18 protein-coding genes are annotated in these 25971 nt (G+C 63.2%); 12 read left to right on the top strand and 6 right to left on the bottom strand.

Annotated features, from left to right (window positions below; translation table 11 throughout):
- Positions 1 to 177 precede the first annotated feature (177 nt).
- The 8 genes from XH92_RS43760 to XH92_RS30070 all read left to right on the top strand — a co-directional run bounded on the left by XH92_RS43760 (position 178) and on the right by XH92_RS30070 (position 12295).
- On the top strand, positions 178 to 2064 hold the full coding sequence (locus tag XH92_RS43760; protein ID WP_194455355.1) for a calcium-binding protein: 1887 nt from the start codon (positions 178 to 180) through the stop codon (positions 2062 to 2064).
- Between the two features lie 342 nt (positions 2065 to 2406).
- A complete protein-coding gene (locus tag XH92_RS30095) occupies positions 2407 to 3021 on the top strand; it encodes a methyltransferase domain-containing protein (protein ID WP_194461494.1) in 615 nt (204 codons plus the stop codon).
- 194 nt (positions 3022 to 3215) lie between these two features.
- Positions 3216 to 5450, top strand: a complete 2235-nt coding sequence (locus tag XH92_RS30090; protein WP_194455354.1) for a peptidase domain-containing ABC transporter — start codon at positions 3216 to 3218, stop codon at positions 5448 to 5450.
- Entirely contained in the window at positions 5440 to 6786 is a 1347-nt protein-coding gene (locus tag XH92_RS30085) for an HlyD family type I secretion periplasmic adaptor subunit (RefSeq protein WP_194455353.1), read from the top strand. Before XH92_RS30090 ends, XH92_RS30085 begins: the two co-directional genes overlap by 11 nt.
- Positions 6783 to 8819, top strand: a complete 2037-nt coding sequence (locus XH92_RS30080; RefSeq protein ID WP_194455352.1) for an SEL1-like repeat protein — start codon at positions 6783 to 6785, stop codon at positions 8817 to 8819. The genes XH92_RS30085 and XH92_RS30080 overlap by 4 nt, the downstream gene beginning before the upstream one ends.
- A 205-nt stretch (positions 8820 to 9024) precedes the next feature.
- On the top strand, positions 9025 to 9156 hold the full coding sequence (locus XH92_RS43680; protein WP_256437486.1) for a hypothetical protein: 132 nt from the start codon (positions 9025 to 9027) through the stop codon (positions 9154 to 9156).
- Positions 9153 to 11360 carry a glycoside hydrolase family 99-like domain-containing protein gene (locus XH92_RS30075; RefSeq protein WP_194455351.1) on the top strand — a complete coding sequence of 736 codons (2208 nt, stop codon included), beginning with the start codon at positions 9153 to 9155 and terminating at the stop codon, positions 11358 to 11360. The genes XH92_RS43680 and XH92_RS30075 overlap by 4 nt, the downstream gene beginning before the upstream one ends.
- An 11-nt stretch (positions 11361 to 11371) precedes the next feature.
- Positions 11372 to 12295 carry a glycosyltransferase family 2 protein gene (locus tag XH92_RS30070; protein ID WP_194455350.1) on the top strand — a complete coding sequence of 308 codons (924 nt, stop codon included), beginning with the start codon at positions 11372 to 11374 and terminating at the stop codon, positions 12293 to 12295.
- 105 nt (positions 12296 to 12400) lie between these two features.
- Here XH92_RS30070 and XH92_RS30065 read toward each other — a convergent pair whose 3' ends face one another.
- On the bottom strand, positions 12401 to 13714 hold the full coding sequence (locus XH92_RS30065) for a hypothetical protein (protein WP_246787739.1): 1314 nt from the start codon (positions 13712 to 13714) through the stop codon (positions 12401 to 12403).
- 123 nt (positions 13715 to 13837) lie between these two features.
- Here XH92_RS30065 and XH92_RS30060 point away from each other — a divergent pair, with 123 nt between their 5' ends.
- Entirely contained in the window at positions 13838 to 15067 is a 1230-nt protein-coding gene (locus XH92_RS30060) for a glycosyltransferase family 92 protein (RefSeq protein WP_246787738.1), read from the top strand.
- A 103-nt stretch (positions 15068 to 15170) separates the two neighbouring features.
- On the opposite strand, the gene XH92_RS30055 is transcribed toward XH92_RS30060, so the two are convergent.
- From XH92_RS30055 to rfbA, 3 genes are all read right to left on the bottom strand, one after another.
- Positions 15171 to 15737, bottom strand: a complete 567-nt coding sequence (locus tag XH92_RS30055) for a hypothetical protein (protein WP_246787736.1) — start codon at positions 15735 to 15737, stop codon at positions 15171 to 15173.
- Positions 15738 to 15903: 166 nt separating this feature from the next.
- Positions 15904 to 16971: a dTDP-glucose 4,6-dehydratase gene (rfbB, locus tag XH92_RS30050; RefSeq protein WP_194455348.1), complete on the bottom strand. Its 1068-nt coding sequence runs from the start codon at positions 16969 to 16971 to the stop codon at positions 15904 to 15906.
- Positions 16961 to 17872 carry a glucose-1-phosphate thymidylyltransferase RfbA gene (rfbA, locus tag XH92_RS30045; protein ID WP_194455347.1) on the bottom strand — a complete coding sequence of 304 codons (912 nt, stop codon included), beginning with the start codon at positions 17870 to 17872 and terminating at the stop codon, positions 16961 to 16963. Before rfbA ends, rfbB begins: the two co-directional genes overlap by 11 nt.
- Before the next feature lie 109 nt (positions 17873 to 17981).
- Here rfbA and rfbC point away from each other — a divergent pair, with 109 nt between their 5' ends.
- Both rfbC and rfbD read left to right on the top strand, forming a co-directional pair.
- Positions 17982 to 18536, top strand: a complete 555-nt coding sequence (rfbC, locus tag XH92_RS30040) for a dTDP-4-dehydrorhamnose 3,5-epimerase (RefSeq protein WP_194455346.1) — start codon at positions 17982 to 17984, stop codon at positions 18534 to 18536.
- Complete coding sequence (gene rfbD, locus XH92_RS30035; RefSeq protein WP_194455345.1) at positions 18536 to 19447, top strand: dTDP-4-dehydrorhamnose reductase; 912 nt, start codon at positions 18536 to 18538, stop codon at positions 19445 to 19447. The genes rfbC and rfbD overlap by 1 nt, the downstream gene beginning before the upstream one ends.
- A 136-nt stretch (positions 19448 to 19583) precedes the next feature.
- Here the strand turns inward: rfbD and XH92_RS30030 are convergent, their stop codons facing one another.
- A complete protein-coding gene (locus XH92_RS30030; protein ID WP_194455344.1) occupies positions 19584 to 20891 on the bottom strand; it encodes a UDP-glucose/GDP-mannose dehydrogenase family protein in 1308 nt (435 codons plus the stop codon).
- Positions 20892 to 21118: 227 nt separating this feature from the next.
- Between XH92_RS30030 and XH92_RS30025 the strand changes: the two genes are divergently transcribed.
- Entirely contained in the window at positions 21119 to 23458 is a 2340-nt protein-coding gene (locus tag XH92_RS30025; RefSeq protein ID WP_194455343.1) for a glycosyltransferase family 2 protein, read from the top strand.
- On the opposite strand, the gene XH92_RS30020 is transcribed toward XH92_RS30025, so the two are convergent.
- A complete protein-coding gene (locus tag XH92_RS30020; protein WP_194455342.1) occupies positions 23399 to 25954 on the bottom strand; it encodes a glycosyltransferase family 2 protein in 2556 nt (851 codons plus the stop codon). The two genes, XH92_RS30025 and XH92_RS30020, sit on opposite strands and share 60 nt — an antisense overlap.
- Between the last annotated feature and the right edge of the window lie 17 nt (positions 25955 to 25971).

Below are 25971 nucleotides of genomic sequence, written 5' to 3'. Positions count from 1 at the left end.
AACGAAGGCGCCGCCCCAACTCTGGTTGAGGCGGCGCTTTTTTGCGATTGCAGGTGGTGTTATGAAATGTTGTCTGATAATCTTGCAGTGTTGCAGCCTGCTCCAATTGTGAATCATCGAGATCATTTGAGTATTTGCTTTGCGATGATGTAGCGCGTCGAAGCAGGGGCTCCATCGATGGTGACGCAAAGCCTGAACCAGACGCAGCTCAAGGCAGCGATCGGCTCCACGATCGATCACGCAACCCGGCAACAGATTCTCGACTATCTGATCAGCGCGGGGATCGGTTACACCAGCCCGGATGACGGCGCGACGATCCCGGTCGAGGTGGGGGCCGGGATCAGCAACCCGGATCCGAACGCCAATGTTCTGATCGAAACCAATGCCAACAATACGATCAAGCTCGATCCCAAGCTGAAGGCGATCATCGAAGCCACCAAGAGCGACGTGACGCTGACCGTGAACGGCGCCGCCCCGGTGCTGATCGCGACCAGCGACGGTAACGACGAAATCACCTTCAACAACAACCGCGGAACGATGGTTCTTGCCGGCGCCGGCAACGACACGGTGTACGGTGGCGGCGTGGGTCACGAAACGATGGACGGCGGCGCCGGCAACGACTGGCTTTGGGGCGGGACCACAGCGCAGCTGTTTGGCGGCAGCGGCGACGACACGCTGCTGTCCGGCGGCCCGGTGTTCGATACGAGCGTTTCCAGTGCGCTTTACGGCGGTAGCGGCAACGACGAGCTGCTCGGTGGCTGGGGCGATGATAGCCTGTATGGCGGCGACGGCGACGACTGGTTGAGCGCGGGTTTCGGCAACCAGATTCTCGACGGTGGCGCGGGCAATGACACGCTGGTGGCCGGCACATACAGCGATCAGATCTACGGCGGCGCCGGCGACGATTTGCTCTACGCGAATCTGTTTGCGTGGTACGCCTCGTTCCTGTCGGGTGGTGACGGCAACGACACGCTGGAGGGCGGAGCCAGTGGCGAAGCCGACACGCTGGATGGCGGCGCCGGCGACGACCTGATGCAGGGCGGCATCCGCACTGCTGCGGAGTACGGTGGCAGCGGTAACGACGTTCTCAAGTCAGGCGCCGGTTATACGTTCGGGACGTTACTCGATGGCGGTGCAGGCGACGACACGCTGGTTGCCGGTGCAGGGTATAATCCTGCCGATATCGGGGCCGACACGCTGGATGGCGGTACCGGCAACGACCTGCTGATCGGCGCGCCCGGGACCGTTGCGGAGTATGGCGGCAGCGGCAACGATGCGATCTACTCGCACTCGGATGCATCGCACGCCACGATCCTGGACGGCGGCACGGGCAACGACTCGCTGTACGGCAGTGCCGGTGCCGACACGATGGATGGTGGCGCCGGCAACGACCTTTTGGTCGGCGGTACCGGGACAGTTGCGGAACACGGTGGCGGCGGCAACGACACGCTCTACTCGTACTCGGATACGTCGCACGCGACGATCCTTGACGGCGGCGCCGGCAACGACTCGCTGTATGGCGGGGCGGGTGCCGACACGCTGGACGGTGGCGCCGGCAACGACCTGCTGGTAGGCGGCACCGGAACCGTTGCCGAGCACGGCGGCAGCGGCAACGACATCCTCTACTCGGGCAGCGATGCCTCGCACGCGACCTCGCTCTACGCCGGTGACGGCAATGATTCGCTCTACGGCGGTGCCGGCAACGACACGCTGCATGGCGGCTCCGGCAGCGACACGCTGATCGCCGGTTCGGGCACGCAGACGCTGATCGGCGGCAGCGGAGGTTCGTCGTTCGTCGGCTCGGCCACGGGTACGGCGTCGATGGTTGGCGGCAATGGTCAGGACTACTTCTACCTGTCCAACGCGACCAGCAAGGACACCATCGACGGCGGCGCCGGCAGCAAGGACTCCCTGACCTTCCTGGATCACGCCTCGACCGACGTGACCGACATCACCGCGGGCAAGGGTGGTTCTTTGGACGTCAACTTCAGCAATGGCCAGGTGACCCAGATCAGCAACGTCGAATACCTGATCTTCAACGATGGTCACTGGACCAGGCTGTAGGATCCCAGGTCGCACCAGGAAAGGCGCCGTCTCGGCCCGTCGAGGCGGTGCTTGGCTTACATGCAAATGTGATAGTTGGAACTTTGTCGACCGATCCGCGTCGAATCCGCTCGCTCAATCACAAGTTCCACTTCTGGCATTTCCGCCAACGGATGTTAGAACGTTAGTTCGTCACATTCGGACCACGTAGCTTTTGTAAAGGCGTGTGGCTCGCTCGACCGAGTGATGCCGTGCCGATGGTTTCCCGCGGCGCCGGCAAACTTTGGTCAAGACGGGCGATCGCTGCAGAAATCAGCCGCTTAATGCGCGAACCGCGGAGCTCTCGAATTGGCCAAGAAGAAAATGCTGAATGCCGGCGCTGGATCGACGGTTGCCAAGCGGATTCAGCCGCTGCTGACATCACATGAGTGGGAGGAGATTCGGCTCGACGTCGACGGCAGCGTGAATCCGGACATCGTCGGCTCGGTTACCGATCTCGCCAAATTGTGCCGGCCGGCCACATTCGACGCGATCTGGTGCTCTCATCTGATGGAGCATCTCTACGCCCATGAGATACATCCGACATTCGTCCAGTTCCGCGAGGTTCTGAGGCCCGACGGATTCGCGCTCATCATGTCGCCCGACCTCGAGGCGGTGGCTCAGCACATGCTGACCCAGGGTCTCGGCGCGGTTGCCTATGTCTCGCCGGCCGGTCCGATACGGCCGCTGGACATGATCTACGGGCATTCCGGCGCGATCGAGCAGGGGCGCCACCACATGGCGCACAAGACCGGGTTTTCGTGCGACCGGATGGGAAACCTGCTGCTCAGCGCCGGGTTTCCCACCGTCTCCGTTCGCAGCGGGAATTTCGAGGTCTGCGCGCTGGCGCTCATGCCGCAGGCCGAGGAAAGGCGGATCCGGCCGCAGCTCGAGGCCTGCGGCTTCGACTTCCGGGAGACGGTGAACGCCGTCCCGTGATTGTCGATGTTAAATAATGTTATAAGGTTCCGTGGTTAAACCAACGGTAGCAATGCCGGAATTGGCTTCTTTGCCCGTCCGACACATATCTTTTCGGAACCATGCGCTGAAAATGCTGCGTTAGCGAACTAACAGTGATAAAGTTATATCTCGCTAGAGACCGGATCCGGCGCAGTCGAAACCTCGAGGCCTCCATGACCAAACACCTCTCGCTCGTCGGTGCACCTTCGGTGGAGGCGCTGCCACCCTCGGGTCTCGCCTGTCTCGTCATCGTGGCAAGGCAGCATGGTTTGCATCTGACCCCGTCCCAGCTCATCCATGACAATCTGCTGGGCGACCAGGAAGTTACGCTTGCCGAGCTTCTGAAGTGCGCGAATTCCTCGGGCATGACGGCAAAGGCCGTCACGCTGGACTGGCAGGGATTGAGCCATCTCAAGCGGGCGCTGCCGGCCATCGTCCGCCTGCGCGACGGCAGCCACATGGTGCTGCTGCGCCTCGAAGGCGATGAAAACAGCACCCGGGTGGTCTTGCAGGATCCGAACGCGAGCGAGGATGCGCTGCTCGTGATCGATCAACCGCGCTTTGAGGACATCTGGTCGGGCGACGTCGTCATGGCCAAGCGCGATTACGAGATCTCCGACGAGACCCAGCCGTTCAGCTTCGGCTTTGTCACCGCATTGCTGTTCCGCGAGCGGCGGATCCTGCGCGACGTCGCGATCGCGGCGCTGATCCTCGGCTTCATGGGCCTGGCGCCGATCATGTTCTGGCGGCTGCTCTCGGACAAGGTCATTTTCTACAAGGCCTACAACACGTTCTACGTGCTGTGTATCGCCATGTTCGTGGTCATCATGTTCGAGGCGGCATTCACGTTCCTGCGGCAGTACCTGGTGCAGCGTCTGACAGCCCGCCTTGACGTCAAGCTGTCGACCTACGTGTTCGAGAAGGTGCTCAACCTGCCGATCGACTACTTCGAGCAGAACCCGGTCGGCCTGATTTCCCGGGACATCCGCGAGGTGTTTCGCATTCGCGGCTTCCTGACCGGGCAGTTGTTCGGAACCATTCTCGATTCGACGACGCTGTTCTTCTTCCTGCCCGTCATGTTCTTCTTCAGCCCGATCATGACGCTGATGGTTCTCGGCTTTGCCGGCGTTATCGTGACCTGGCTGATCCTGATGCTGCCGGCCTATCGGAAGAAGTCCTCGGCAACCCTGGCGGCCGAAGGCGCGCAGGGCGCGTTCCTGATCCAGAGCCTGAACGGCATGCGGACCATCAAATCGCTGGCGCTCGATACCCGGCAACGGCACATGTGGGACGTGCTCGTGGCGCGCGTCGCCAAGGCGCGCCTCGCCGAAGGCTTGACTGGAACCGCGATCCAGACGGCGGTCCGTCCGTTGGAACGGTTGGCGGTGAGCGCACCTTATGCGCTCGGCGTCTACCTCGCGGTGTCGAGCGGCGATCCGGTCTATGTCGGCGCGCTGTTTGCCTTCCTGATGCTGTCACAGCGCGTCGCCGGCCCGCTGATGCAGATGGCTCAGCTGATCAACCAGTATGACGAGGCGCGCACGGCCGTCACCATCGTCGGCAGGCTGGTCAACCAGCCGCCCGAGGAGGGGCGTTCCGGTCACGGCGTGCGGGTCCCGCTGAAGGGGCACATCGAATTCTCCGGCGTCACGTTCAAGTACAAGGGCGCGGTGTCGCCGGCGCTGAACAACATCTCCTTCGAGATTCCGCTCGGCACCACGCTCGGCGTGATGGGCAAGAGCGGCTCGGGCAAGACCACGATCACGCGGCTGTTGCAGCGCCTGCACTCCGATTACGGCGGGCTGATCAAGGTCGACGGTATCGATGTGCGCGAATACGACGTCGACCATCTCCGGCGCAATGTCGGCGTCGTGCTGCAGGAGAACTTCCTGTTCAGCGGCACGATCCGCGAGAACATTTCGGCCGCCAAGCCCGATGCGACCTTCGACGACATCGTCAGGGCGGCGCGATTGGCGGGGGCCGAGGAGTTCATCGACAAGCTGCCGCGCGGCTACGAGACCTATATCTACGAGGGATCCACCAATCTCTCCGGCGGGCAGCGTCAGCGCCTCGCGATCGCGCGTGCGCTGATCGTCAATCCGCCGATCCTGATCCTGGACGAGGCGACCAGCGCGCTCGACGCCGAAAGCGAGACGATCGTGAACGCGAACATCTCGCGGATCGCGCACGGCCGCACGCTGATCATCATCTCGCACCGGCTGTCGTCGCTGACGAAGGCCGATGCGATCCTCGTGCTCAATCGCGGCGTGGTCAACGATATCGGCCGCCACGACGAGCTTCTGGAACGAAACGACATCTACAGCTCGCTCTGGTACCAGCAGAATACGCATCTGGTGCCGACCGGCCGCAACGAGAAGAACTTCAGGAGTCCGACCCTTGTCTCCTAATCAAGCTTCGCTCGCCACCGTTCGCCAGTTCCAGTCCGAAACCGACGCCATCCGCGAGGCGGCCGAGCCGTTGCTGGCCCGCGCGACGCTGTTCGTGCTGTCGGCGTTCATGGTAGCCGTCGTCGCGATCATGTGCTTCACGCGCGTCGATCGGGTCATCACCAGCGTCGGCGGCCGGATCGTTCCCGTCGACCAGATCAACGTGCTGCAGGCCCTGGACGCATCGATCATCAAGACGATCGATGTTCGGGAAGGTGAGCAGGTCGAGACGGGGCAGCTGCTCGCGACCCTCGATTCGACCTTCACCGCGGCCGATGTCACCCAGTACAAGCTGCAGATCGCGAGCCTTGATGCGCAGGTTGCCCGCGACGAGGCCGAATTGTCCGGAAAGCCGTTGGCTTTCGGCCAGTCCAACGATCCGGAAGTCACCCGATACAACGCCTTGCAAAAGGCGCTCTACGACCAGCGCGTTGCCCAGTACAGCGCGCAGGTCAACAGCTACGACTCCAAGATCAGCCAGACCGAAGCGACGATCCAGAAGTCGAAGAAGGACGACGAGCGGTACAGCCAACGCGCCGACATCGCCGGCAAGATCGAGGACATGCGCTCGACGCTTGCCGAAAGCGGCAGCGGCTCCAAGCTGAACCTGTATCTGTCTCAGGACAATCGCCTGGAGTTGTTGCGCCAGATCGACAACACGCACAACACGCTGCTGGAAGCGCAACACCAGCTGGAATCGTTGAAGGCCGATCGCAAGGCCTTCACCGAGCAATGGAATGCGCAGCTCAGCCAGGACCTGGTCACGACGCGCAACAGCCTGGATACCGCCCGTTCGAACTATGACAAGGCCATCAAGCATCAGGATCTCGTCCGGTGGACGGCTGCCGAGCCCTCGGTGGTCCTGACCCTCGCCAAGCTCTCGGTCGGATCGGTGCTGAAGCCGGGCGATCCCTTCATCACGCTGATGCCGCTCAAGACCCGGCTCGAGGCCGAGATCCAGATCCTGTCGCGCGACGTCGGCTTCGTCCGGCCGAACGACCCCTGCACGATGAAGGTCGATGCCTTCAATGCGGCGGAGCACGGTACGGCGCAGGGCAAGATCCGCTGGATCAGCGAAGGCGCGTTCACGACCGATGACGACGGAAAGGCGGTCGACGCCTACTACAAGGCGCGATGCTCGGTCGACGAGACCAACTTCAAGGATGTGCCGAAGAATTTCCGCCTCATCCCCGGCATGACGCTGCAGGGTGATGTCAATGTCGGCACCCGTTCGGTGGCGATGTATCTGCTCGGCGGCATGCTGCGCAGCGCAAAAGAAGCAATGCGCGAGCCATGACGGTATCGACGCGATCCCTGCTCGACCTGCTTCGCCCCGGTTCGTCCCGTTCAGACTCAACGCAGTTTGAACGGGGGCTGGAGGCTTACGAGAACCGGCAATATCTCGAGGCGCTGCGCCTGTGGCGGCTCGCGTCGCGAGCCGGCAACCCGGAGGCGGATTACCGGATCGGGCTGCTCTATGCGCGGAACGAGGGCGTTATCGGCAACATTCCGGACGCGGTCGCGTGGTACGAACGCGCCGCCCTGCACGGCCATGTCGATGCGCAATTCCAGCTCGGCTTGATCTACTTCCACGGATTTCAGGCCACGCTCGGACCGAACCGGCCCGAGATGTGGCGGCAGTCCACTGCGGCGCGACTGGGCGACAAGGCGACCAACCTCCACGATCTGGTGTTCCCGAACGGGATCGGCGTGCCGAGGGATCTCGACGCCGCCTTCCTGTGGATGTCGGTGGCGGCGGAGGCCGGCAAGGCGGACGCGCAAGCGCTGCTGGGCGACATGTACGCCAACGGGCAAGGCTGCACCAAGGATCACGCCGTTGCCCTGCGCTGGTACGAGGCCGCAGCCGAGCAGAAGGCGCCGGCCGGGGAATTCGCGCTCGGCGACGTGCATTATCAGGGGCGCGGCGTTCCCGTCGATTTCGCGCAGGCCGCGATCTGGTATCACAAGGCCGCGGAGCAGGGGCATGTCCGCGCCCAGGTGGCGCTCGCCTTCATGTGCCTCAAGGGCACCGGGCTTCCCGAGAATGTCGAAGAGGCCGCGCGGCTATTCCAGAGCGCCGCCGCTCATGACGATACCATCGCGCTCTACAACATCGCGCTGTTGCGGCTGAGCGGCAAAGGCGTGGCCAAGGACCTCGACAAGGCCGAGACTGCGTTGCGCAAGGCGGCGCGGAAGGATTACCTGCCGGCGGTCCAAGCGCTGGCCGAGTTCTATGCGCTCGGCACCGCCGCCGAGCCGGACCTGCGCGAGGCGGCGTACTGGTACGAGAAGGCGGCCGAGCGCGGCGACGCGCAGGCGCAGTTCTTCACCGGGCGCTTCTACGCCACCGGCACCGGCGTTCCGCCCAGCATCCGCCAGGCGGCGAAATGGTTCGAGCGCGCGGCCGAAAGCGGCCATGCCACGGCGGCCCACAACATCGCGGTGTTCTATCTCAACGGCAACGGCGTGACGCGTGATGTCGCGACCGCGATCAAGTGGTTCGAGCGCGCGTCGGAGGGCGGCATCAGCGCCGCAGGCGTGCAGCTCGGCCGGCTCTACTCGGCGGGCAACGGCGTGCCGCGCGATCAGGTGCGCGCTGCCGAATGGCTGAGCAAGGCGGCCAAGGGCGGCGATGCCGATGCAAAGACGGCCTATGCCGTATTTCTCATCCAGCAGGAGCCATCCGAAACGCGTCTTGCGCAGGCACGCACGCTGCTCACCGATGCCGCCGAGGTCGGTCATTCCGCCGCGGCATTCCAGTTGGGCGGGCTTCACATGGGAAGGTCCGGCGGCACCGTCGATCTTCCGGCCGCCGCGCAATGGTTCAAGCGTGCGGCGAGTGCCGGCCATGTCGAGGCCCAGCACACGTTGGCGTTGCTGTACTCCGATCCCAAGAGCGGCCTCAAGGATCCGCAGGCGGCCGCCAGCTGGATCGTCAAGGCTGCCGATGGCGGCAGCGCCGCAGCGCAATTCAAGCTGGCCGTTATGTATTGCACCGGGCAGGGCGTCGAGCAGGATCTCGCCCAGGGCGTGAAATGGTACGAGGCCGCGGCGCGGCAGGGCCATACGACCGCGCAATACAACCTTGCGGTGATGCTCGGGCGAGGACAGGGCCGCGACGCCGATCCGGCGAAGGCGGCCGAGTGGTTTGCGGCAGCCGCGGAGCAGGGCATGGCCGAAGCCCAGCTCGCGATCGGCGATGCACTGCGTGCCGGCAACGGCGTCGCGCTGGATCGCGATCAGGCGCTGCGCTGGTATCGACAGGCGGCGCAGCAGAACAACGAAGGTGCGCTGCGTCGTCTGCAGGCGATGGGCGAGAGCGTCGGCTGAGATCGTTGGATGCGGACATCACGTCGCGCGCAGGCAATGGCAGAGACCGCGAACGGCTTTGTTTTTGGGCGCGAAGGCACGGAAGCGTGCATGTCCGCGTGACAATCTAGGCAGAACTAACAATGGCTTTCATATCGACGATAGAGAGATTGCGTTAATGTGGGTTCGCGGAATAAATGCTCATTGCACCTCTGGTTGTGTGAAGATGATCGATAAGAACCAAGAGGTCGCGATCTGGAGCGTATCAGGCAACGTGATCTCGGGATCGAACGTCCGCGTGACCGGGAAAGAAACTGGAGCCGGCGTTAAGCGTTGGCAGGAGATCGAGTGGCAATGAACAAGATGGTCGAACGGAGCGTCAGGGATACGAAGGATATGTTGCCCGTTGCCAGTCCGGTTCAGCAGGACGACCATCCGCAGAGCCTGTTCCTGGATCCCGATATCAGCGATCTCCAGTCGGGATCGCGGTTGCGTGGCGCGATCCTCGAATATTCGGGGCGAGGAATCTCGGGCTGGATCGTCGATGCCCAGTCGCCTGCTTCGACCGTTTCGATAGCGCTCTTCGTCGCTTCGCACTGTGTCGAGGAGGGACGCACCGGCCGATCCATGCCGGCCCGCATCGGTCCGCGGAGCGTGATCGGCCGTCCCGGATTCCGTATCGATCTGTCCACGCCGGGCGTGCGGCGCCGGCTGGCGCGTGCCCTGCGAAACTCGCTGGTGGAGCCCAAGCACGCGCAAATCTATCTGCGCATCAGCCTGAGCGACGGCGAATACTACGAGATACCGCTGTTCGAGAACTTCACGCCGAGCGAGGTGGTCGTTGCGCTCGGATTCTCGATCGACGACTACGACGATCTGCTGTTTCCGAACAACGACAACAGGACAGTTGCCGGACTGGCGGACGCCGCCACCAAGGAGGTGCGCTACATCTGCTTCTACCTGCCGCAATTCCATTCATTTGAAGAGAATGACAGGTGGTGGGGACCGGGATTCACCGAGTGGACCAACGTCGCGCGCATGCGTGCGCAATTTCCGGCGCACGAATCTCCGTGGTTGCCGGCCGATCTTGGATTCTACGATGTGCGGTTGCCGGAAACGCGCCGTCAGCAAGGCGACCTCGCGCGCAAGTACGGCATCGATGGATTTTGCTACTACGTCTACTGGTTTCAGGGCCGACGGCTGCTGGAAAAGCCGCTTCAGCTGCTGCTCGAGGACGGCGAGCCGAACCTGCCGTTCTGCATCTGCTGGGCGAACGAGAACTGGTCCCGCCGCTGGGACGGCTCGGATGCCGAGCTCCTGCTGGGACAGAACCACTCGCTGGACGACGATGTCCGCTTCATCGACGACATGGCCGACCTGCTGCTCGATGAGCGCTACATCACCGTCGACGGTCGGAAGGTCATCGTCATCTACCGGCCGTCATTGCTGCCGGACAAGCAGCGCCTGTTCGAGATTTGGCGCGAGCGGGCCAGGGAGCTCGGTATCGGCGAGCTGCTGATCTGCAATGCGATGACGTTCGGAGAGTTCGATCCGCGTGACGTCAATTGCGATGCGGCGATCGAGTTTCCGCCGCACACGGTCTCGACGCGGGAGGTGCCGCCGGCCGAAGTCGATGCGCCGCCGACCTTCGCCGGGAAGGTGTACGATTATGTCGATGCCATGCGATCGTCGATCGGCAAGACCTACGATTTCCCGTTCTTTCCGGCGGTGATGCCGCGCTGGGACAATACGCCGCGCAAGGGCGCGCGCGGTCACGTCTTCACCAGGTCCAGTCCGGAGGCGTTTGAGGTCTGGCTTCGCGACGCGACGCTGCGGGCCAAGGGCAACAGCTTCTCGGAGTCGCTGGTGTTCATCAATTCCTGGAACGAGTGGGCGGAGGGCGCGCATCTCGAGCCGGATTCGCGCCACGGACGCGCATTCCTCGAGGTCGTGCGACGGGTGGCCTCGGCCGAGCCGATCTCGGCCCAGATCCGCAACAGCCCGGATCTGCTGGATTGCCTGAGCAGGCAGGAGCTCGAGTGGGCGGTGAAAGAGGCGTCGACCCACGTCGAGGTGCTCGCAAGCCTGCACCGGTCGGGTCTCACTCATTCGGGCGTGCAGCGCGTCAGAAGCGGCACGCCGGTCGAGGCGGAAGGCGCGTCCGACAATCCGGCAGGTTCGTTGCTGGTCATCGAGAACATCAACTCGCAAACCGGCGAGCGGGTGATCGTCGATCCGCGCTTCGAGATCCTGGTGCGGGGATGGATCTGCGCAGGCAATGCGTTCGAGGCGAGCCGGCAAAGAACCGGATTCCTGATGCTGTCCGCGCTCGGACCGGATAGCGCGGTCAACAGCGGCTACGGTCTGATCGTCGACTGGCACGAGCGCGTCGACGTGAAGGAATACATGAAGGCCGAAAGCAAGGACTGCTATTTCGGCTTCCAGCTGTCGTTCTCGATTCGGGATTTGCCGGATGGCGAGTATCAGCTCGCGGTGCTGGAGGTCGGCGACGGCGCCAGCGCCCTCGTGAGGTCACGCCATTCGATCATCGTGAGACGTTGAGGTCACCGCCGATGCTCGCAAGTGTCGTCATCGCGTGCTACAAGCACGAGCAGTATCTCGAGGAATGCCTCGAGACTGTCTACCAGCAGACTTTTGCCGATATCGAGCTCGTCATCGTCGACGACAATTCGCCGGACAGGAGTTTCGAGGTCGCGCAGAAGGTCATCAAGAAGCGGTCGTTCGGCAAGCGCTTCGTTTCCTGCAAGCTGCTGAAGAACCCTCAAAACCTCGGCGCCCATTACACCTGGAACAGAGCGTTGTCGCTGACCAGCGGCGACATGATCTTCCTCTTGAACTCGGACGACGCCTTTTCGAAGGAGCGCGTGCGGCTGTTCGCCGATCAATTTGCCAATGAGCGGCTGTTCTTCGGCTTCTCGGCCGTCGAGCCGATCGACGAAAACGGCAAGTCGATCAGCAACTACCAGTTTCCGACACGCCTGCGCTATGCCATCGATCGGGCCCAGATTGCCGGCGCACCGCTGTCATGGACGTTTCTGGATTCCCAGATTGCCGCATCGACCGGAAACTTCGTCTTCAGCCGTGAACTGCTGCGGCAGGTGGGCTGGCTCGCCGACCTCAAATACTGTCACGACTGGGACTTCGCCCTGCGCGCCGTCACCAAGGTCGAGCCGACCTATCTCGAGACCGACCGCTATCTGTATCGGCTGCACTCAACCAACAGCTTCCGAAGCCTGAGCAAGGTGGCGGAGAGCGAGACCAAGGCATGCATGGAGTCGTATTGCCTCAATGCAATCTCGTCGCGGCCGCAAAACAAGACCTGTCTCAGCCCGTCCAATTTCGGCGATTCGTTCTATGACTTCGTGAAGCTGCACCCGAACTTCAACTACTGGGTCAAGCAGATTTACGCGCCCTATCATCTGGAGCATCGGACGGTGGAGTCGAACGATCGGACCAGGCCGCTGCGCTGGCGCTGATCGGGGGAGCCGGCATGATCCGTTCCGATGCAATCGGAACGGAGCCCTCATCGAGGTTGTGTCGCGGCTTCACGCAAGCCGCGACACGCTTCACGCGAAAGCGGCCTAGCAGAGGTTCTTCGACGCCGCCCGCGCGGTCGCCTTGAGAACCTCGCGCAGCGCTTCCAGGCGATCGGTTTGACAGGGCAGGGTCGGGACCAGCCAGCCGCCTTCGTCGTTCTCGTTCCAGGCATAGATCAGCACCACGGGGGACCGGCGATCGGGGGCACGGCTGTTCACCCAGCTGATCGATTGCGCCAGATGGTTGGCCAACTCCTGCTTCGTCGGAGCCGTATAGAAATTGGTGATGCCATCGCCGGGACGCTGCGACTTTTCCCAGGGCACGGGATGTTCGATGCGCGGACGTCTGTCCCATCCTGTCATCACCGTGGGCACAACAGGGACCTGGCTGGCGGCCAGCGCATTCCAGCCCTTTTCGGCATATTGCGCGAGGTCGGCAAAGCTGCCGCGGCCGTTGCCGGTTGTGATCGCATATGACCCGACCGCGTCGGCGCTCAGATTGGCGGCCTCCTGGCTCAGGAATTTCGTGTCTCCTGCCAGCACGATATAGGGCTCCGCGAGCCCGGCTGCGTTGGCATCGGATCTGAACTTGCTGAGTTGGGCGCGCAGGCCCTGCACACCGCCCCAGCTTCGCTGCACGTCCGCCCCCTTGATGAAGCCCAGGAAGTAGAGCGGCCGATCGCCCTCGACCCTCAGATAGTTCTTGTCCGCCATCAGACCGATGTGCTCCTGCGGGAGCGGGGACAGCTTGGCTGCCGATCCCCATCGGCCGAGCTCGGTGAACATGCAGTATTTGAGTTCGGCTGCCTTCGGACGGGTCCTGAACACGTACAGGGCTTTCGACATCGGGTGGTTTGCGCCGTATCCGGCAAATGCCCAATAGTCCAGTCCGGCAAAGATGGCCTGGTCGATCTCCTTGTCCATCTCGGTCTGGATCGAGGCCGAAAAATCCAGCGCGTTGGGATCGCGGTTCATTTGTGTTCCGAAGAACGGCGCCCGCCAACGATATTTCTGCGGACCGAGCGATTGCTTCATGGCTTCCGTCGGCTGCGAGCCCGGCGCGTACCATGCGTCCCATCGGATGGCTCCGACGAGGGGCCGGGAAGTCGCCGCGGCCGCAGCAGGATGGCCGGAACCGAGGACGCTGAGCGAGCCGGGCAGCAGGCTTGCGGATAACGATGCCAAAAACATGCGTCTTGTAAGCGCGAACGGCTTACGGAGTGCTTCGTTCCCATTGTCCATTGGCGATCTCCGATCGTTCCCGTCGCGTGTGACGGTTTCGTGCAAGTGACAGCGTGCCCTCTGCTCTATTGTATTGATTTTCCTCGAAATAACCTTACAACAGTTAAATGTGAGCACTGCGTGTTATAGCCTTATTCTTGTAGGATAAGTGCGCTAATAGGGAATTCGTGGTGCGAACCAATGGTAATTGCTTGTTGATCTCGTGGGGAGCGGCTCAGGTTGGACATGGAAATTCCTGCATTGTCTAGTTTCAGCTCAGGCGTGAATCTCGATACGCTTCCAGCAAGTGAGATCGAGACAAGGCTTCGAGATTTCTTTTCCGGGCGGATCGCAAATCCGAAGCCCGACGAGCTCATCCAGTCGGTCGAGCAGTTGGAGCAGCAATACGGCCACTACAAGGAATTCCAGTTTGCAAAGGCGGCAGCGCTTGTGCAGGCATGTGATTTCGCCGGAGCGCGCGCCATCCTTCTCGACCTCGTCAAGCAGATGCCATCCGACTCGCGGGTGTTGCATCGCCTTGCGATCGCGGATCTCAACATGGGATCGGCGCACGAAGCGCAGGACGTCTATCTGTCCGCGCTCGCTGCGGCCCCGAAAAGCGAAAACCTGCGACGAGAGTTTGCCGGCCTCCTGCGCGTGATGGAGGCGAAGAAGCTCTATGTCGGGGTCGACCGCAAGAAGCACGGCCTGTCGGTCGTGTGCGCCATCAAGAACGAGGGCGACGACCTCTTGGAATGGCTGCACTTTCACAGGCTGGTCGGGGTCGATCACTTCTACCTCTACGACAACGGCAGCACCGACAATACGCGCGCCGTCATCGAGTCGTTCCCGTGGCCCGAAATGATCACCTATCATTTCGTGGAGGGCGAATTCGGCCAGATGCGCGCGTTCTCTCATGCGATCGACAGCTATCGCAATTGCTCGGAATGGTGCGCTTTCATCGATGCCGATGAGTACCTGTTTCCGACGCGGGCCGGCAACATCAAGGACGTCCTGGCCGAGGTCGGATCGGCGCCGGCGGTGGCGGTGCACTGGTTGAACTTCGGGTCGAACGGTCACGACGCGAAGCCGGCCGGCCTGTGCATCGAGTCCTTCACCCGTCGCGCTCCGGACGACTTCCCGGACCACTTCATCATGAAGTCGATCGTGCGGCCGGATACCATCGTGTCCTACCTGCATCCCCATCAATCGCTGGTGCTGGGCTGCTACGTCGCGGAAGACGGCACGCCGATTTTCCCGATCGGCGGCCGCTGTACCGCTCCCAAGCGGGACAAGCTCGTCATCAATCACTACTACACCAAGTCGCGGCAGCAATTGCTGAAGAAGCGTGAGCGCGGCAGGCCGCTCGCCGATGGAGATCCCGAGAAGATCCGCGCGATGGAGTTCTTCACGCTGCGCGATCGCAACGATCTGGAAGACGCGACGATCCAGCGGTTTCTTCCGGAGCTGAAGAAACTGGTCCAGGGTTGAATCCGGGAAACACAAGAAGGGCGCGCCGATCGGCGCGCCCTTCTTATTTCGTGCATTGACGTGATCGTTGATCGTAGCGACCGGCTACAGAGGCTCTGGTCAGCTACAGCGGCTCCAGCCGGTATTTCGCCAGCAGGGCTTGCGCGGCATCGACGTCGATCCTTGCCGGCCTTTGGAACACCGACATGTTGTTGGCCCGCGCGATCTCGCGCGCGACCGTCCGCACCGAATGGTAGTGGGGACGGTTCTCGAAGTCGTGGATTGCGATGAACGCGCCCGGTGCGCCGTGCAGCACGCACTGCACGAAGCACGCCACGCGAAACCGGCCGTCAACGAAATACAGGTCGGCGGTCTTGCTTTCCGGACGCTCCCAGACACGTTCGTGATAGTCGGGCCAGGTGCTCTCCTTCTCCTTCTCGATCGGATAGCCCCATTCGCGCAGCTTGCCGATATCGACATGCAGCAGCTGCGGCCTGGTGCTCGCATCGCGCGTGGCGTCGCCGACATTGTTGAGCCACTCCAGGGAGGAATCGATCGAGATGACCCACTCCTTCCTGGTTTGGCAGGCGAGCCAGGTGCTTCCTCCCGAGCCAAATTCAAGGTAGCGCGTCGAGAGATCCACGAAGCTCTTGAACAATGTCACTTCCTGACCGTCCATTGCGATTTTCATGGCGGGACCCCGTGGTTTCTCGATTTGCTGTTTGGTTGGCGGATGCCAATCCACCGTCGGAAGGCGGTCGCGGCTCGTCAGGTCGCGATGAGATCCCGTCGAATCATCATCGCGCTTCTCGGATTCCTGGTGGCTGGCCACGCCGGCGATCTGGAGAGATCGGCGGCTACTGGTTCAGCCCGACGCGCTCCACCTTGTAGCCGCGCTCCAGGATCGCGCGCCACCAGGGTTGCTCGTCGACATACCAGCGCACCGTCTTGGCGATGCCGGTCTCGAAATTCTCCTCGGCGCGCCAGCCGAGCTCGGTTTCGAGCTTGGTGGCATCGATGGCGTAGCGGCGGTCGTGGCCGGGACGGTCGGCGACGAAATTGATCAGCTGGCGCCGCGGGCCCGCTGCTGCCGGCACGACCTCGTCGAGCAGGTCGCAGATGCTTTCCACGACGTGCAGGTTGGTGCGCTCGTTGCGGCCGCCGACATTGTAGGTCTCGCCGACCTCGCCGCGCTCCAGCACCAGGGTCAGCGCCCTGGCGTGGTCCTCGACGAACAGCCAGTCACGGATGTTCTGGCCGTCGCCATAGACCGGCAGCGGCTCGCCGGCGAGCCCCTTGATGATCATGTGCGGGATCAGCTTTTCCGGGAAATGATAGGGGCCGTAATTGTTGGAGCAGTTGGTCACCAGGGTCGGCAGCTCGTAGGTCTCGCGCCAGGCGCGCACCAGATGATCGGACGACGCCTTGCTGGCCGAATAGGGCGAGTTCGGTGCATAGGCCGTGGTCTCGGTGAACAGGCCTTCGTCGCCGAGCGAGCCGAACACCTCGTCGGTCGAGATGTGCAGAAAGCGGAACTGGTCGCGCTTCTCGGGCGAGAGCGTGCGCCAGTGCCGCAGCGTCTCCTGCAGGATCGTGAAGGTGCCGACGATGTTGGTCTGGATGAATTCGCCGGGGCCGTCGATCGAGCGGTCGACATGGCTTTCCGCGGCAAGATTCATCACCGCGTCGGGCTGATATTTCTCGAACAGCCGGCGCAGCCCCTGTCCCTCGCAGATGCAGGCCTTTTCGAAGGTGTAGTTCAGGCTCTCGCTCGAGCCGGGCAGGGAAGCCAGGTTCGCCGCATAGGTCAGCTTGTCGATGTTGACGACGCGGGCGTGGGTGTCTCGCAGCAGGTGCCGGACCACGGCGGAGCCGATGAAGCCGGCGCCGCCGGTGACGAAGATCGTCGATCCCTTAAACCGCATGTTTGAATACCTCGGCCGTGCGGGGCTGACCCTGGAACGAGCGGTAGACCGACAGCAGATATTCGCCGTAGCTGCTCTTGGCGGTCTTCTGTGCCACTCGCGCGAAGGCTTCGAGCGAGATGTAACCCTGGCGCAGCGCGATCTCCTCGGGGCAGGCGATGCGCAGGCCCTGGCGCTGCTCCAGGATCTGGACGAAATGACTGGCTTCGACCAGCGAGGAATGGGTGCCGGTGTCGAGCCAGGCGAAGCCGCGGCCGAGCACCTCGACAAAGAGGTCGCCGCGCTCGAGATAGGCCTTGTTGACGTCGGTGATCTCGATCTCGCCGCGCGGGGACGGCTTGATGCGGGCCGCGATGTCGACCACGTCATTGTCGTAGAAGTAGAGACCGGTGACGGCAACGTTGGACTTCGGCCGCTTCGGCTTCTCCTCGATCGAGAGCGCCCGGCCGGTGCCGTCCAGCTCGATCACGCCGTACTGTTCGGGCGCGTTGACGACGTAGCCGAACACGGTGGCGCCCTTCCTGCGCACCGAGGCGGCCGACAGCATGCTCGGCAGGCCATGGCCGTAGAAAATGTTATCGCCTAACACAAGGGCGACGGAGTCATCACCGATGAACTCGCGTCCGACGATGAAAGCGTCGGCGAGGCCCCGCGGGGTCTCCTGCGTGGCATAGGCGAACCGGACACCCATCTCGCTGCCGTCGCCGAGCAGGCGCTGGAACAGCGGTTTGTCCTGCGGCGTCGAGATGATCAAAATGTCGCGGATTCCGCCGAGCATCAGCGTCGACAGCGGATAATAGATCATCGGCTTGTCGAAGACGGGCAGCAGCTGCTTGGAGACGACGGTCGTCACCGGGTAGAGGCGCGAGCCGGTGCCACCGGCAAGGATAATGCCTTTCATGGTCCCTCACAATTTGACTATCAGAACATAACATATAGCGCGCGCTGCACAAGTTTGTTATGAGAGGGAAATTAACATTTCGGGCGCGTCAAACTGGAACAAATGTTAAATGAACGTCATCAAGACCGAGCTTCCTGAAGTCCTGATCGTCGAGCCGAAGCTGTTCGGCGACCAGCGCGGCTTCTTCCTCGAGACCTATCAGTCGCCCCGTTATGTCGAGCACGGCATTGCGCGGCCCTTCGTGCAGGACAACATGTCCCGCTCGGCCTACGGCGTGCTGCGCGGGCTGCATCTGCAGAACCCGCTCACCCAGGGCAAGCTCGTCACCGTGTTGCGCGGCAAGGTGCTGGACGTTGCCGTCGACGTGCGTGTCGGCAGCCCGAATTTCGGCAAGCATGTCGCGGTCGAATTGAGCGAGGACAACCGCCGGCAGTTATGGGTGCCGCGCGGCTTTGCCCACGGCTTCGTGGTGCTCTCGGAAACCGCCGACTTCTTCTACAAATGCGATGACTTCTACAGCCCCAAGGACGAGCTCTCGATCCGGTGGGATGATCCGGCGATCGGGATCAAATGGGGCGTCGACAAGCCACAGCTGTCGGCCAAGGACGCGGATGCGCCGCTGCTCGCCGACGCCAGCAATCTTCCGACCTATGGACAAATCTGATGCGGATTCTTTTGACGGGAACGCGCGGCCAAGTCGGCAGTGCGCTGAAGCCCCTGCTGGAAAGCCACGGCACCATCGTCGCGCCGCCGACCGCGGAATTCGATCTGTCGAAGCCGGAGATGTTGACGGCGGAGCTCGAGAGACTGAAGCCCGATCTCATCATCAATCCCGCGGCCTATACGGCCGTCGATCGCGCCGAGGACGAGCGCGAGCTGGCGTTCCTGGTCAACGCCAAGGGACCCGAAACGCTGGCGAAATGGGCGGCTGCGAACCGCGTGCCGCTGGTGCATTTCTCCACGGACTACGTTTTCAACGGTTCAGGCGACCGGTCCTGGCGCGAGGACAGCCCGACCGAACCGCTGTCGGCTTACGGCGCCAGCAAGCTTGCCGGCGATCTCGCGATCCAGGCCGCGGGCGGGGCGCATCTGATCGCGCGCACCTCCTGGGTCTATGCCGCAAAGGGCACCAATTTCCTGCGCACCATCGCGCGGCTTGCAGGCGAGCGTAAGGAGCTGCGGATCGTGGCCGACCAGATCGGCGCGCCGACCACGGCACAGGCGATCGCCAGCGCGGTCGCCGGCATCGTCCTGCCTAACATCACCACGCTGCACGATCAGCTCGCGCGCAGGGGCGGTGTCGTCAATCTGGTTTGCGCCGGCGAAACCAGCTGGCACGGCTTTGCAACGGCCATCGTCGGCGGGCTGCGGTCGCGCGGCGTCACGCTCGCCGTCGACAACATCGTGCCGATCGGTGCGGCCGACTTCCCGACTAAGGCGGTGCGTCCGGGCAATTCGCGGCTGGATCTGACGCGGCTGAAGACGCAGTTCGGGATTTCGATGCCGACATGGCAGGAAGCGCTCGCACGCGAGCTCGACGCATATGTCCAGCTCGGCGCACCGGCCCACGCCTAGAACTTAGAATGTGAAGCGGCGTCCCCGCGCCGAACGCGAGGCGTTTAGGCCGGGACGATGCCGAGACGACAAGCAAAAAGCGCGATGAGGATTCAACCTCATCGCGCTTTGGATTAGACGGCGCTGGATCGGCCGCTTAGCGCGGCCGGCCGATGCTGTCGTAGGTGAAGCCGTGCGCGGCCATCTCGTCCGGCCGGTAGATGTTGCGCAGGTCGACCACGACAGGATGCTTCATCTCCTGCTTGATCCGCTTCAGGTCGAGCGCGCGGAACTGGCGCCACTCGGTCACGATGACCAGCGCGTCCGCCTGGCGGGCGCACTCATAGGCGTCCTTGCAGTACTCGATCTCCGGCAATTCCTTGCGCGCCTGCTCCATGCCAATGGGATCGTAGGCGCGAACCTTGGCGCCGAAATCGATCAGGCCGTTGATCAGCGGGATCGACGGCGCCTCGCGCATGTCGTCGGTATCGGGCTTGAAGGTCAGGCCAAGCACGCCGATCGTCTTGCCGCGCAGCTCGCCGCCGAGCACGTTGGCGACCTTGCGCGCCATCGCGCGCTTGCGGTTATCGTTCGCGGTCAGCGTGGCTTCGACGATCTTCAGCTGGACGTCGTGATCGAGCGCCGTCTTGAACAGCGCACGGGTATCCTTCGGGAAGCACGAGCCGCCATAGCCTGCGCCGGCATGCAGGAACTTGGTTCCGATCCGGTTGTCGAGCCCGATGCCGCGCGCGACCTCCTGCACGTTCGCCCCGACCCTTTCAGAGAGATCGGCGATCTCGTTGATGAAGGTGATCTTGGTGGCGAGGAAGGCATTTGCGGCGTATTTGATCAATTCCGCCGTGCGTCGCGCGGTATAGAGGATCGGCGCCTGGTTCAAATAGAGCGGGCGGTAGACTTCGCCCATCACCCGCTTGGCCCGCTCGTCCTCGGTGCCGACGACGATCCGGTCGGGATGGCGAAAATCCTGGATCGCGGCGCCTTCGCGCAGGAATTCGGGGTTCGAAGCAACCGCGAAATCCGCGTCGGGACTGGTCTCGCGGATCAGGCGTTCCACCTCGTCGCCGGTGCCCACCGGCACGGTCGATTTCGTCACCACCACGGTGAATTTCTTGAGCGCTGCGCCGATCTCTTTGGCGGCAGCATAGACGTAGCTCAGGTCCGCATGGCCATCGCCGCGCCGCGAGGGCGTTCCCACCGCGATGAAGACGGCATCAGCGTCGCCGACGGCGCCGGCGAGCTCCGTCGTGAAGGTCAGGCGGCCGGCAGCGGCATTGGTCTCGACGAGCTTATCGAGGTCGGTTTCGTAGATCGGGATCTTGCCCCGCTTCAGGGCTTCGATCTTGCCGGCGTCCTTGTCGACACACACGACCTGATGGCCGAAATCGGCAAAACACGCTCCGGACACGAGACCTACATATCCCGTTCCAACCATTGCAATCTTCATGAATCCGCTCGTCGATCAGTGTGGAGAGGAGGAGTTAGCACTAGCACAATTGGTGCCGATAACGCCAAGTTTTATAACGTATCGTTTGTGTTGGAGATCGGCGGCTTTTTGTGCAAACGGTGATGGCACGAGTGCAGTTGAGCGCTTGCTAGCCACCTTGGGCGCGCCACGGACACATTCTCAACTTGAAATCGACCGACAATCGAGCCGCCGTTTGAGGGGTGGACATGAGCACGAAGACGATTGGCAAGCAGAGGCCCTCAGGAGCTGACTACGCGTCGTTGCAAACGCAGTTCTCCAGATACGATCGCACGACGTTTTCCGGATTCGTCTATGACCGCGCCGATCCCACCCGGCGCTACGCCGTCGAACTGCTGGTCGATGGCGAGCCATACATGTCATCATTGTGTGACGAGTTTGTAACAGAGCTTGCCGAAGCCGGAATCGGTGATGGTCGATTTGGCTTTACCTTCAACGTGCAGGATGAAGTCAGCTCGAGCGCCGGGATCATCGAGGCAAGGCTGGCCAATATCGGAAGTCCCGTCGGCGCTCCGATTCGCTGCGATATCGCGGCAGCGGAAGCGCAGTGGCATCGAATCGGCGAGATCAAATGGGCCGGCGGCTTGCGCTTCGAGGGCTGGCTTGCGCAGGAGGTCGACGAAGACATCGAGATCCTGATTGCGCAGCGGCCGGTGATGACCGTGAAGCCAACCGGATGGACCAACGTCGCCCGCGGCAGCGAGTTCGGTGTCGGCCGCCGCATCGATTTTCATCTGCCCGAGCATTTTGCCGATGGTCGCGTGCGCGGGCTGTCCGCGCGAACGACTTCGGGACGCAACCTGATCTCGGAGCCGGTCGCATTCGTCGCGTTCGAGCGCGGCCTGGAGCAGACCATCGCGGAGCTCGGACGCTGGGACAGCGAGCGGCTGCGCGGGCAATTGTTCGATCAGCTGTTGCCCGCCTCGGTGCCGTTTCACACCTATCGCAGCTGGAAAGAGCGCTTCTCGCCGACAACAGAGGCCGATGTTTCATCCGAGGCGGCGGTCGTCCTGATCGGCGAGGCAAGGGTGGACGAAAGTATCGAGAGCCTGGAAGCCCAACAGCACGCGGCCTGGTCGGCGGTGTGCCTGCCGGTGCGGGGGTTCAGTCAGTTCGATCCCGGCGCTGCGCGCGAGTTCGTCGACGGCGATGCCGCGAGCAGCGCGTTCTTCGTCTTCTGTCTGAGCGGGACGATCCTTGCTGAAGATGCCTTGCAGCGCTTCGCTGATGTGTTCGCGTCCGAGCCAGGCTGCGATGTCGTCTATGGCGACGTCGAGGTCTCGGCCGGCGCCGGCGCTGTCTGGCCGCTGCTGTTCTCGGCCTTCGATCTCGAACGAACGCTCGAGCAGGGCTATGGCGCCTATTGCTTTGCCGTGCGCCGCGAACGGGCTGTGGAAGCGCTGCGATCGGCGGCGTCGCTCTACGACATCTTCATTGGCTGCGCGGAGCTTGAACGAACCTATCATCTGCCGGGATCGGTCGCGGCATTGCCGCGGATCGATGCGTCGGTCGCAACCGCCGAACTGGTCGCAGCAAGCAAGGCCTATTTCGCCAGGACCGGTGTCGAGGCGAATGTCGAGCCGCGGAAAGCTGGTCTTCTTCCGGCCGTGCGGGTCAGGCGTGTGGTCGATTGGAACGAGCGCACTACCATCATCATCCCGACCAGAAATCGCGCCGAACTGCTCAAGCGATGCATCGAGACGGTCTTGCCGGCCGCGCATGAGACCAACGCCCGGATCCTCGTCGTCGATAACAGCTCGAGCGAACCGGAAGCGCTGGACTATCTCGAGGGTCTTTCAGCGGACGAAATCGACGTCATTTCGGTCGAGGGGCCCTTCAACTTCGCAGCCATCAACAACGCCGCCGTCGACTGCGTCGACACCGAGAACATCTGCTTCCTCAACAACGACATCCAGGCGCTCGACGACGGCTGGCTGGCGGAGATGCTGTGGCGGCTCGCCGCTCCCGATGTCGGAGCCGTCGGCGCAAAGCTGCTCTGGCCGAGCAGCGTCGTGCAGCACGGCGGGGTGGTGCTGGGCGCGAATTTCTCCGCTGCGCACGCCTTCAACGACCGGATGGACGGTGATCCCGGCTACGGCGATCTGCTCCAAGTGGCGCACGAATGTTCGGCGGTGACGGCCGCGTGCCTCTTGATGCGCAAGCGCGACTTCGTGGCGGTCGGCGGCATGGATGAGATCCGCTTTCCGATCAGTTTCAACGATATCGATCTGTGCCTGAAGCTGCGCCAGCTCGGCAGGCGGATCGTACTCGCGCCGGACGCGAAACTCGTTCACCTGGAGTCGGCAAGCCGGGGCCGTGATTCCGCGCCGGACCGCAAGGCCCGCTTCGGGCACGAGCTGGCGATGTTGCGCGCGAAGTGGGGCGAGGTGCTGCTCGACGATCCCTATTACAGCCCGCTGCTGGGGCTGGATTCGACGCCGTTCTCTTCGCTGGCATGGCCGCCGCGGTCATGGAAACCGCGCGCCAACCTCCCGCCTGTGCCGACCGTTCCTCCAATCGGGATGTAGCCGCACATCCTCGACCACCCAGTCGAGGACGGCGGCAACCGCATCATCGGCATCAAGGCCGGGCTGCAGCTTCAGGTCGGTCTTTCGGCCACGTCCCGCTGGTGCCGGAATCCATTCCGTCGCGGCGGTCGGCAATCCCGTCGCCAGCAGCGCGTCCACCAGCGGATGTCCAAATGCCGGTTCGCCGATGTCGAGAACCAGTTTGGTGATGCCGTGACCTTCGATGAGCATCGCGACGTCGTCGACGCCGATTTCGCCGGTCACCGTGACATTCGTCCGCTGCATCAGCCTGAGATCGTCGAGGGTGGTGCCGAGCACGATGATCCCGGCGTCTGCATGGGCATCGGCCAATTGATCGCTGAGCGCTCTCACGAAGCGAAATTCCGCCGCGTTGCTGTGCAGGGCAAGCAGGCCGAGACGCGCAGGACCGCTCACGGGAGGATGCCGGACCGGCCGCGCCGGCGGGTCGCTCGGCCGCACCACTTGCAGGCCGAGAACCGATACGGAAAAGGCGGCCCCGTCTTCGCCGATCGCGATCACGTGCCGGGCCCCTTCGACGAGACCCGTCCAGTCCGGATGGAGACCCGCTCCGATCGCGGCGCGCATCGCAAGGCTGGTGTCGGTGATCAGGAGCTCATAGGTGAAATGGTGCGTGAGCTGGGCGAGACATGCGCTGGGGATGCGGTCCGGTTCCGCAATCTCCAGCGAGCGGACCCGCAGATCGGCGAGAAGCTTCAGAAGCGCCTCGCGGCCCTCGGGCGCTGCAACGTCGAGGGCGATCGACTGCGGTATTTCGCCATCCGGAGCGAAGATCGCAGCCAGCTGGCGTTGCCCCTCGGTGCGGAAGTGAACGATCAGACCGCGCTCGTCGTCCGCCGCGAGCTGCCTGCAGCGCTTGATGGCAATTTCGCGGCCGATGGCGGAGCCGCAGAGGATGACATGCGGGGCGGCGGCGCGCTGTTCGTCGGCGAGCAGCTTGAGCTCGAGCGCCGCGCGGCAATCGCGCAGCGGATCGGCGAGCAGGAACGCCGCGCACTCCGTCGCATAGCGCCGGTAACGGTGCTCGAGCACGCGAAGATTACGCAGCACCAGCGAACGCTTCTCGCCAAGAAACGAGCGCGAACCTTCGTGTCCGACAAAGACCGAAGGGATGCACACATTGCGGAAGCCGGCCTCCGCGGCGCGCAGGCAGAAGTCGACGTCTTCGAGATAGCCGCGATAGAAATCGTCGGAGAGCGCATGCACGGCGTCGAGACATTCGCGGGTGATGTAGAGGCAGAACCCGATGCCGTTAGGAATGTCGATCGCCATTCCGGAATTTGCCGTGCCGGCAAGTTCGTCCAGCAGGTCGAGCTCGTCGGGCGAGGGCAGGGGGTTCGACCGGTTCGCAACCGGAAAGCTGGTATATTCGCCGTTGTTCGAGAGCGGGGTCGCGGTGCCGACGCCCGGCGTCGATCGTACCGCGCTTCGCAAGCGCTGCAGCGCGTATTTCGGCACCGTCGCATCCGAATTCAGCAGCACGACATCGCCGGCATGGGTCTCACCAAGCGCCCGGTTGACCGCGCCGACAAAGCCGAGATTGTGCGCGTTGGTCAGCAGCCGGATGCGCTGTTCGGACGCCAGCTCGCCGAGCAGGCGCTTGATGTCGGGCTCGGGCGAGGCATCATCGACGACGACGATGGTCGCGCCCGGCGTGCAAGCGATCGCAGTCAATGCGCTCTCGATGCAGGCACGTGTCGCGGCCAAGTCCCGGTAGACCGGGATGATGATGGTGAGCGGGGGAGTTTCGGCGCTCCCGGCGCGAAGCGGCCGTTGTGGCGCGTTGCGGCGATCCGGCGCGCGGTTGGCCGGGAGTTGAATGCTCGCGATGACGCGGTCAGCCTGTGCGATCTCGAGACGTTGCGAGGTCGTGGACGCCGGCCGCATTAGACGGAAGCTCGCAGCGCGTCGCCCGTTGAGCGCAAACCTGTGACGGGGATCGGCAGGAAGCTGCAGGGTGCTGGATTGGTCCGCCTGCGCCAGCGAAAGGTGCGGGTCGTCAGCTCCTCGCCACGTCACCCACCCCTTCACCTCCTCATCCAGGAAGTCGACACGGGCACAGCTGTCCTGACCACTCTGCTCGAGCAGCAGGAGGGCACTTTTGACTGAATCCGGATCGTCATCGCGCCGCGCGATGCTTCGTGCGGCTTCGATCTGCTTGACGCCGTCGCCCCAGGCCATCATGCGCCGCGCGGCGGCGAGGTCGTCCGGTTCGAGTTCGAGCGCTTTGGCGACGCTGGCGACAGCCGCATCCTTGAGGTCGAGGCGAAACAGCGCTTCGGCGCGCAGCAGGTAGGCGCGGGCACCGGGATGCGGCAGGATCCGGCAGCGGCGGTCGGCGAGCGCGAATGCGCGCCGGAAATCACGCGCCTCGAGCGCCCCGACAGCGGCCCGCTCGAGATCGACGTGGTGGAGCGTCTTGGACGTAAAGGCGATCCTGCGCGCGTCGGCGGTCAAATGTCGCCCTTGTCCGC

This window comes from Bradyrhizobium sp. CCBAU 53421, from assembly GCF_015291625.1.
In the GTDB taxonomy this organism is placed as follows: domain Bacteria; phylum Pseudomonadota; class Alphaproteobacteria; order Rhizobiales; family Xanthobacteraceae; genus Bradyrhizobium.
Note: the sequence above shows the minus strand (reverse complement) of the source record. Positions and strands in the feature narration are given on the sequence as shown.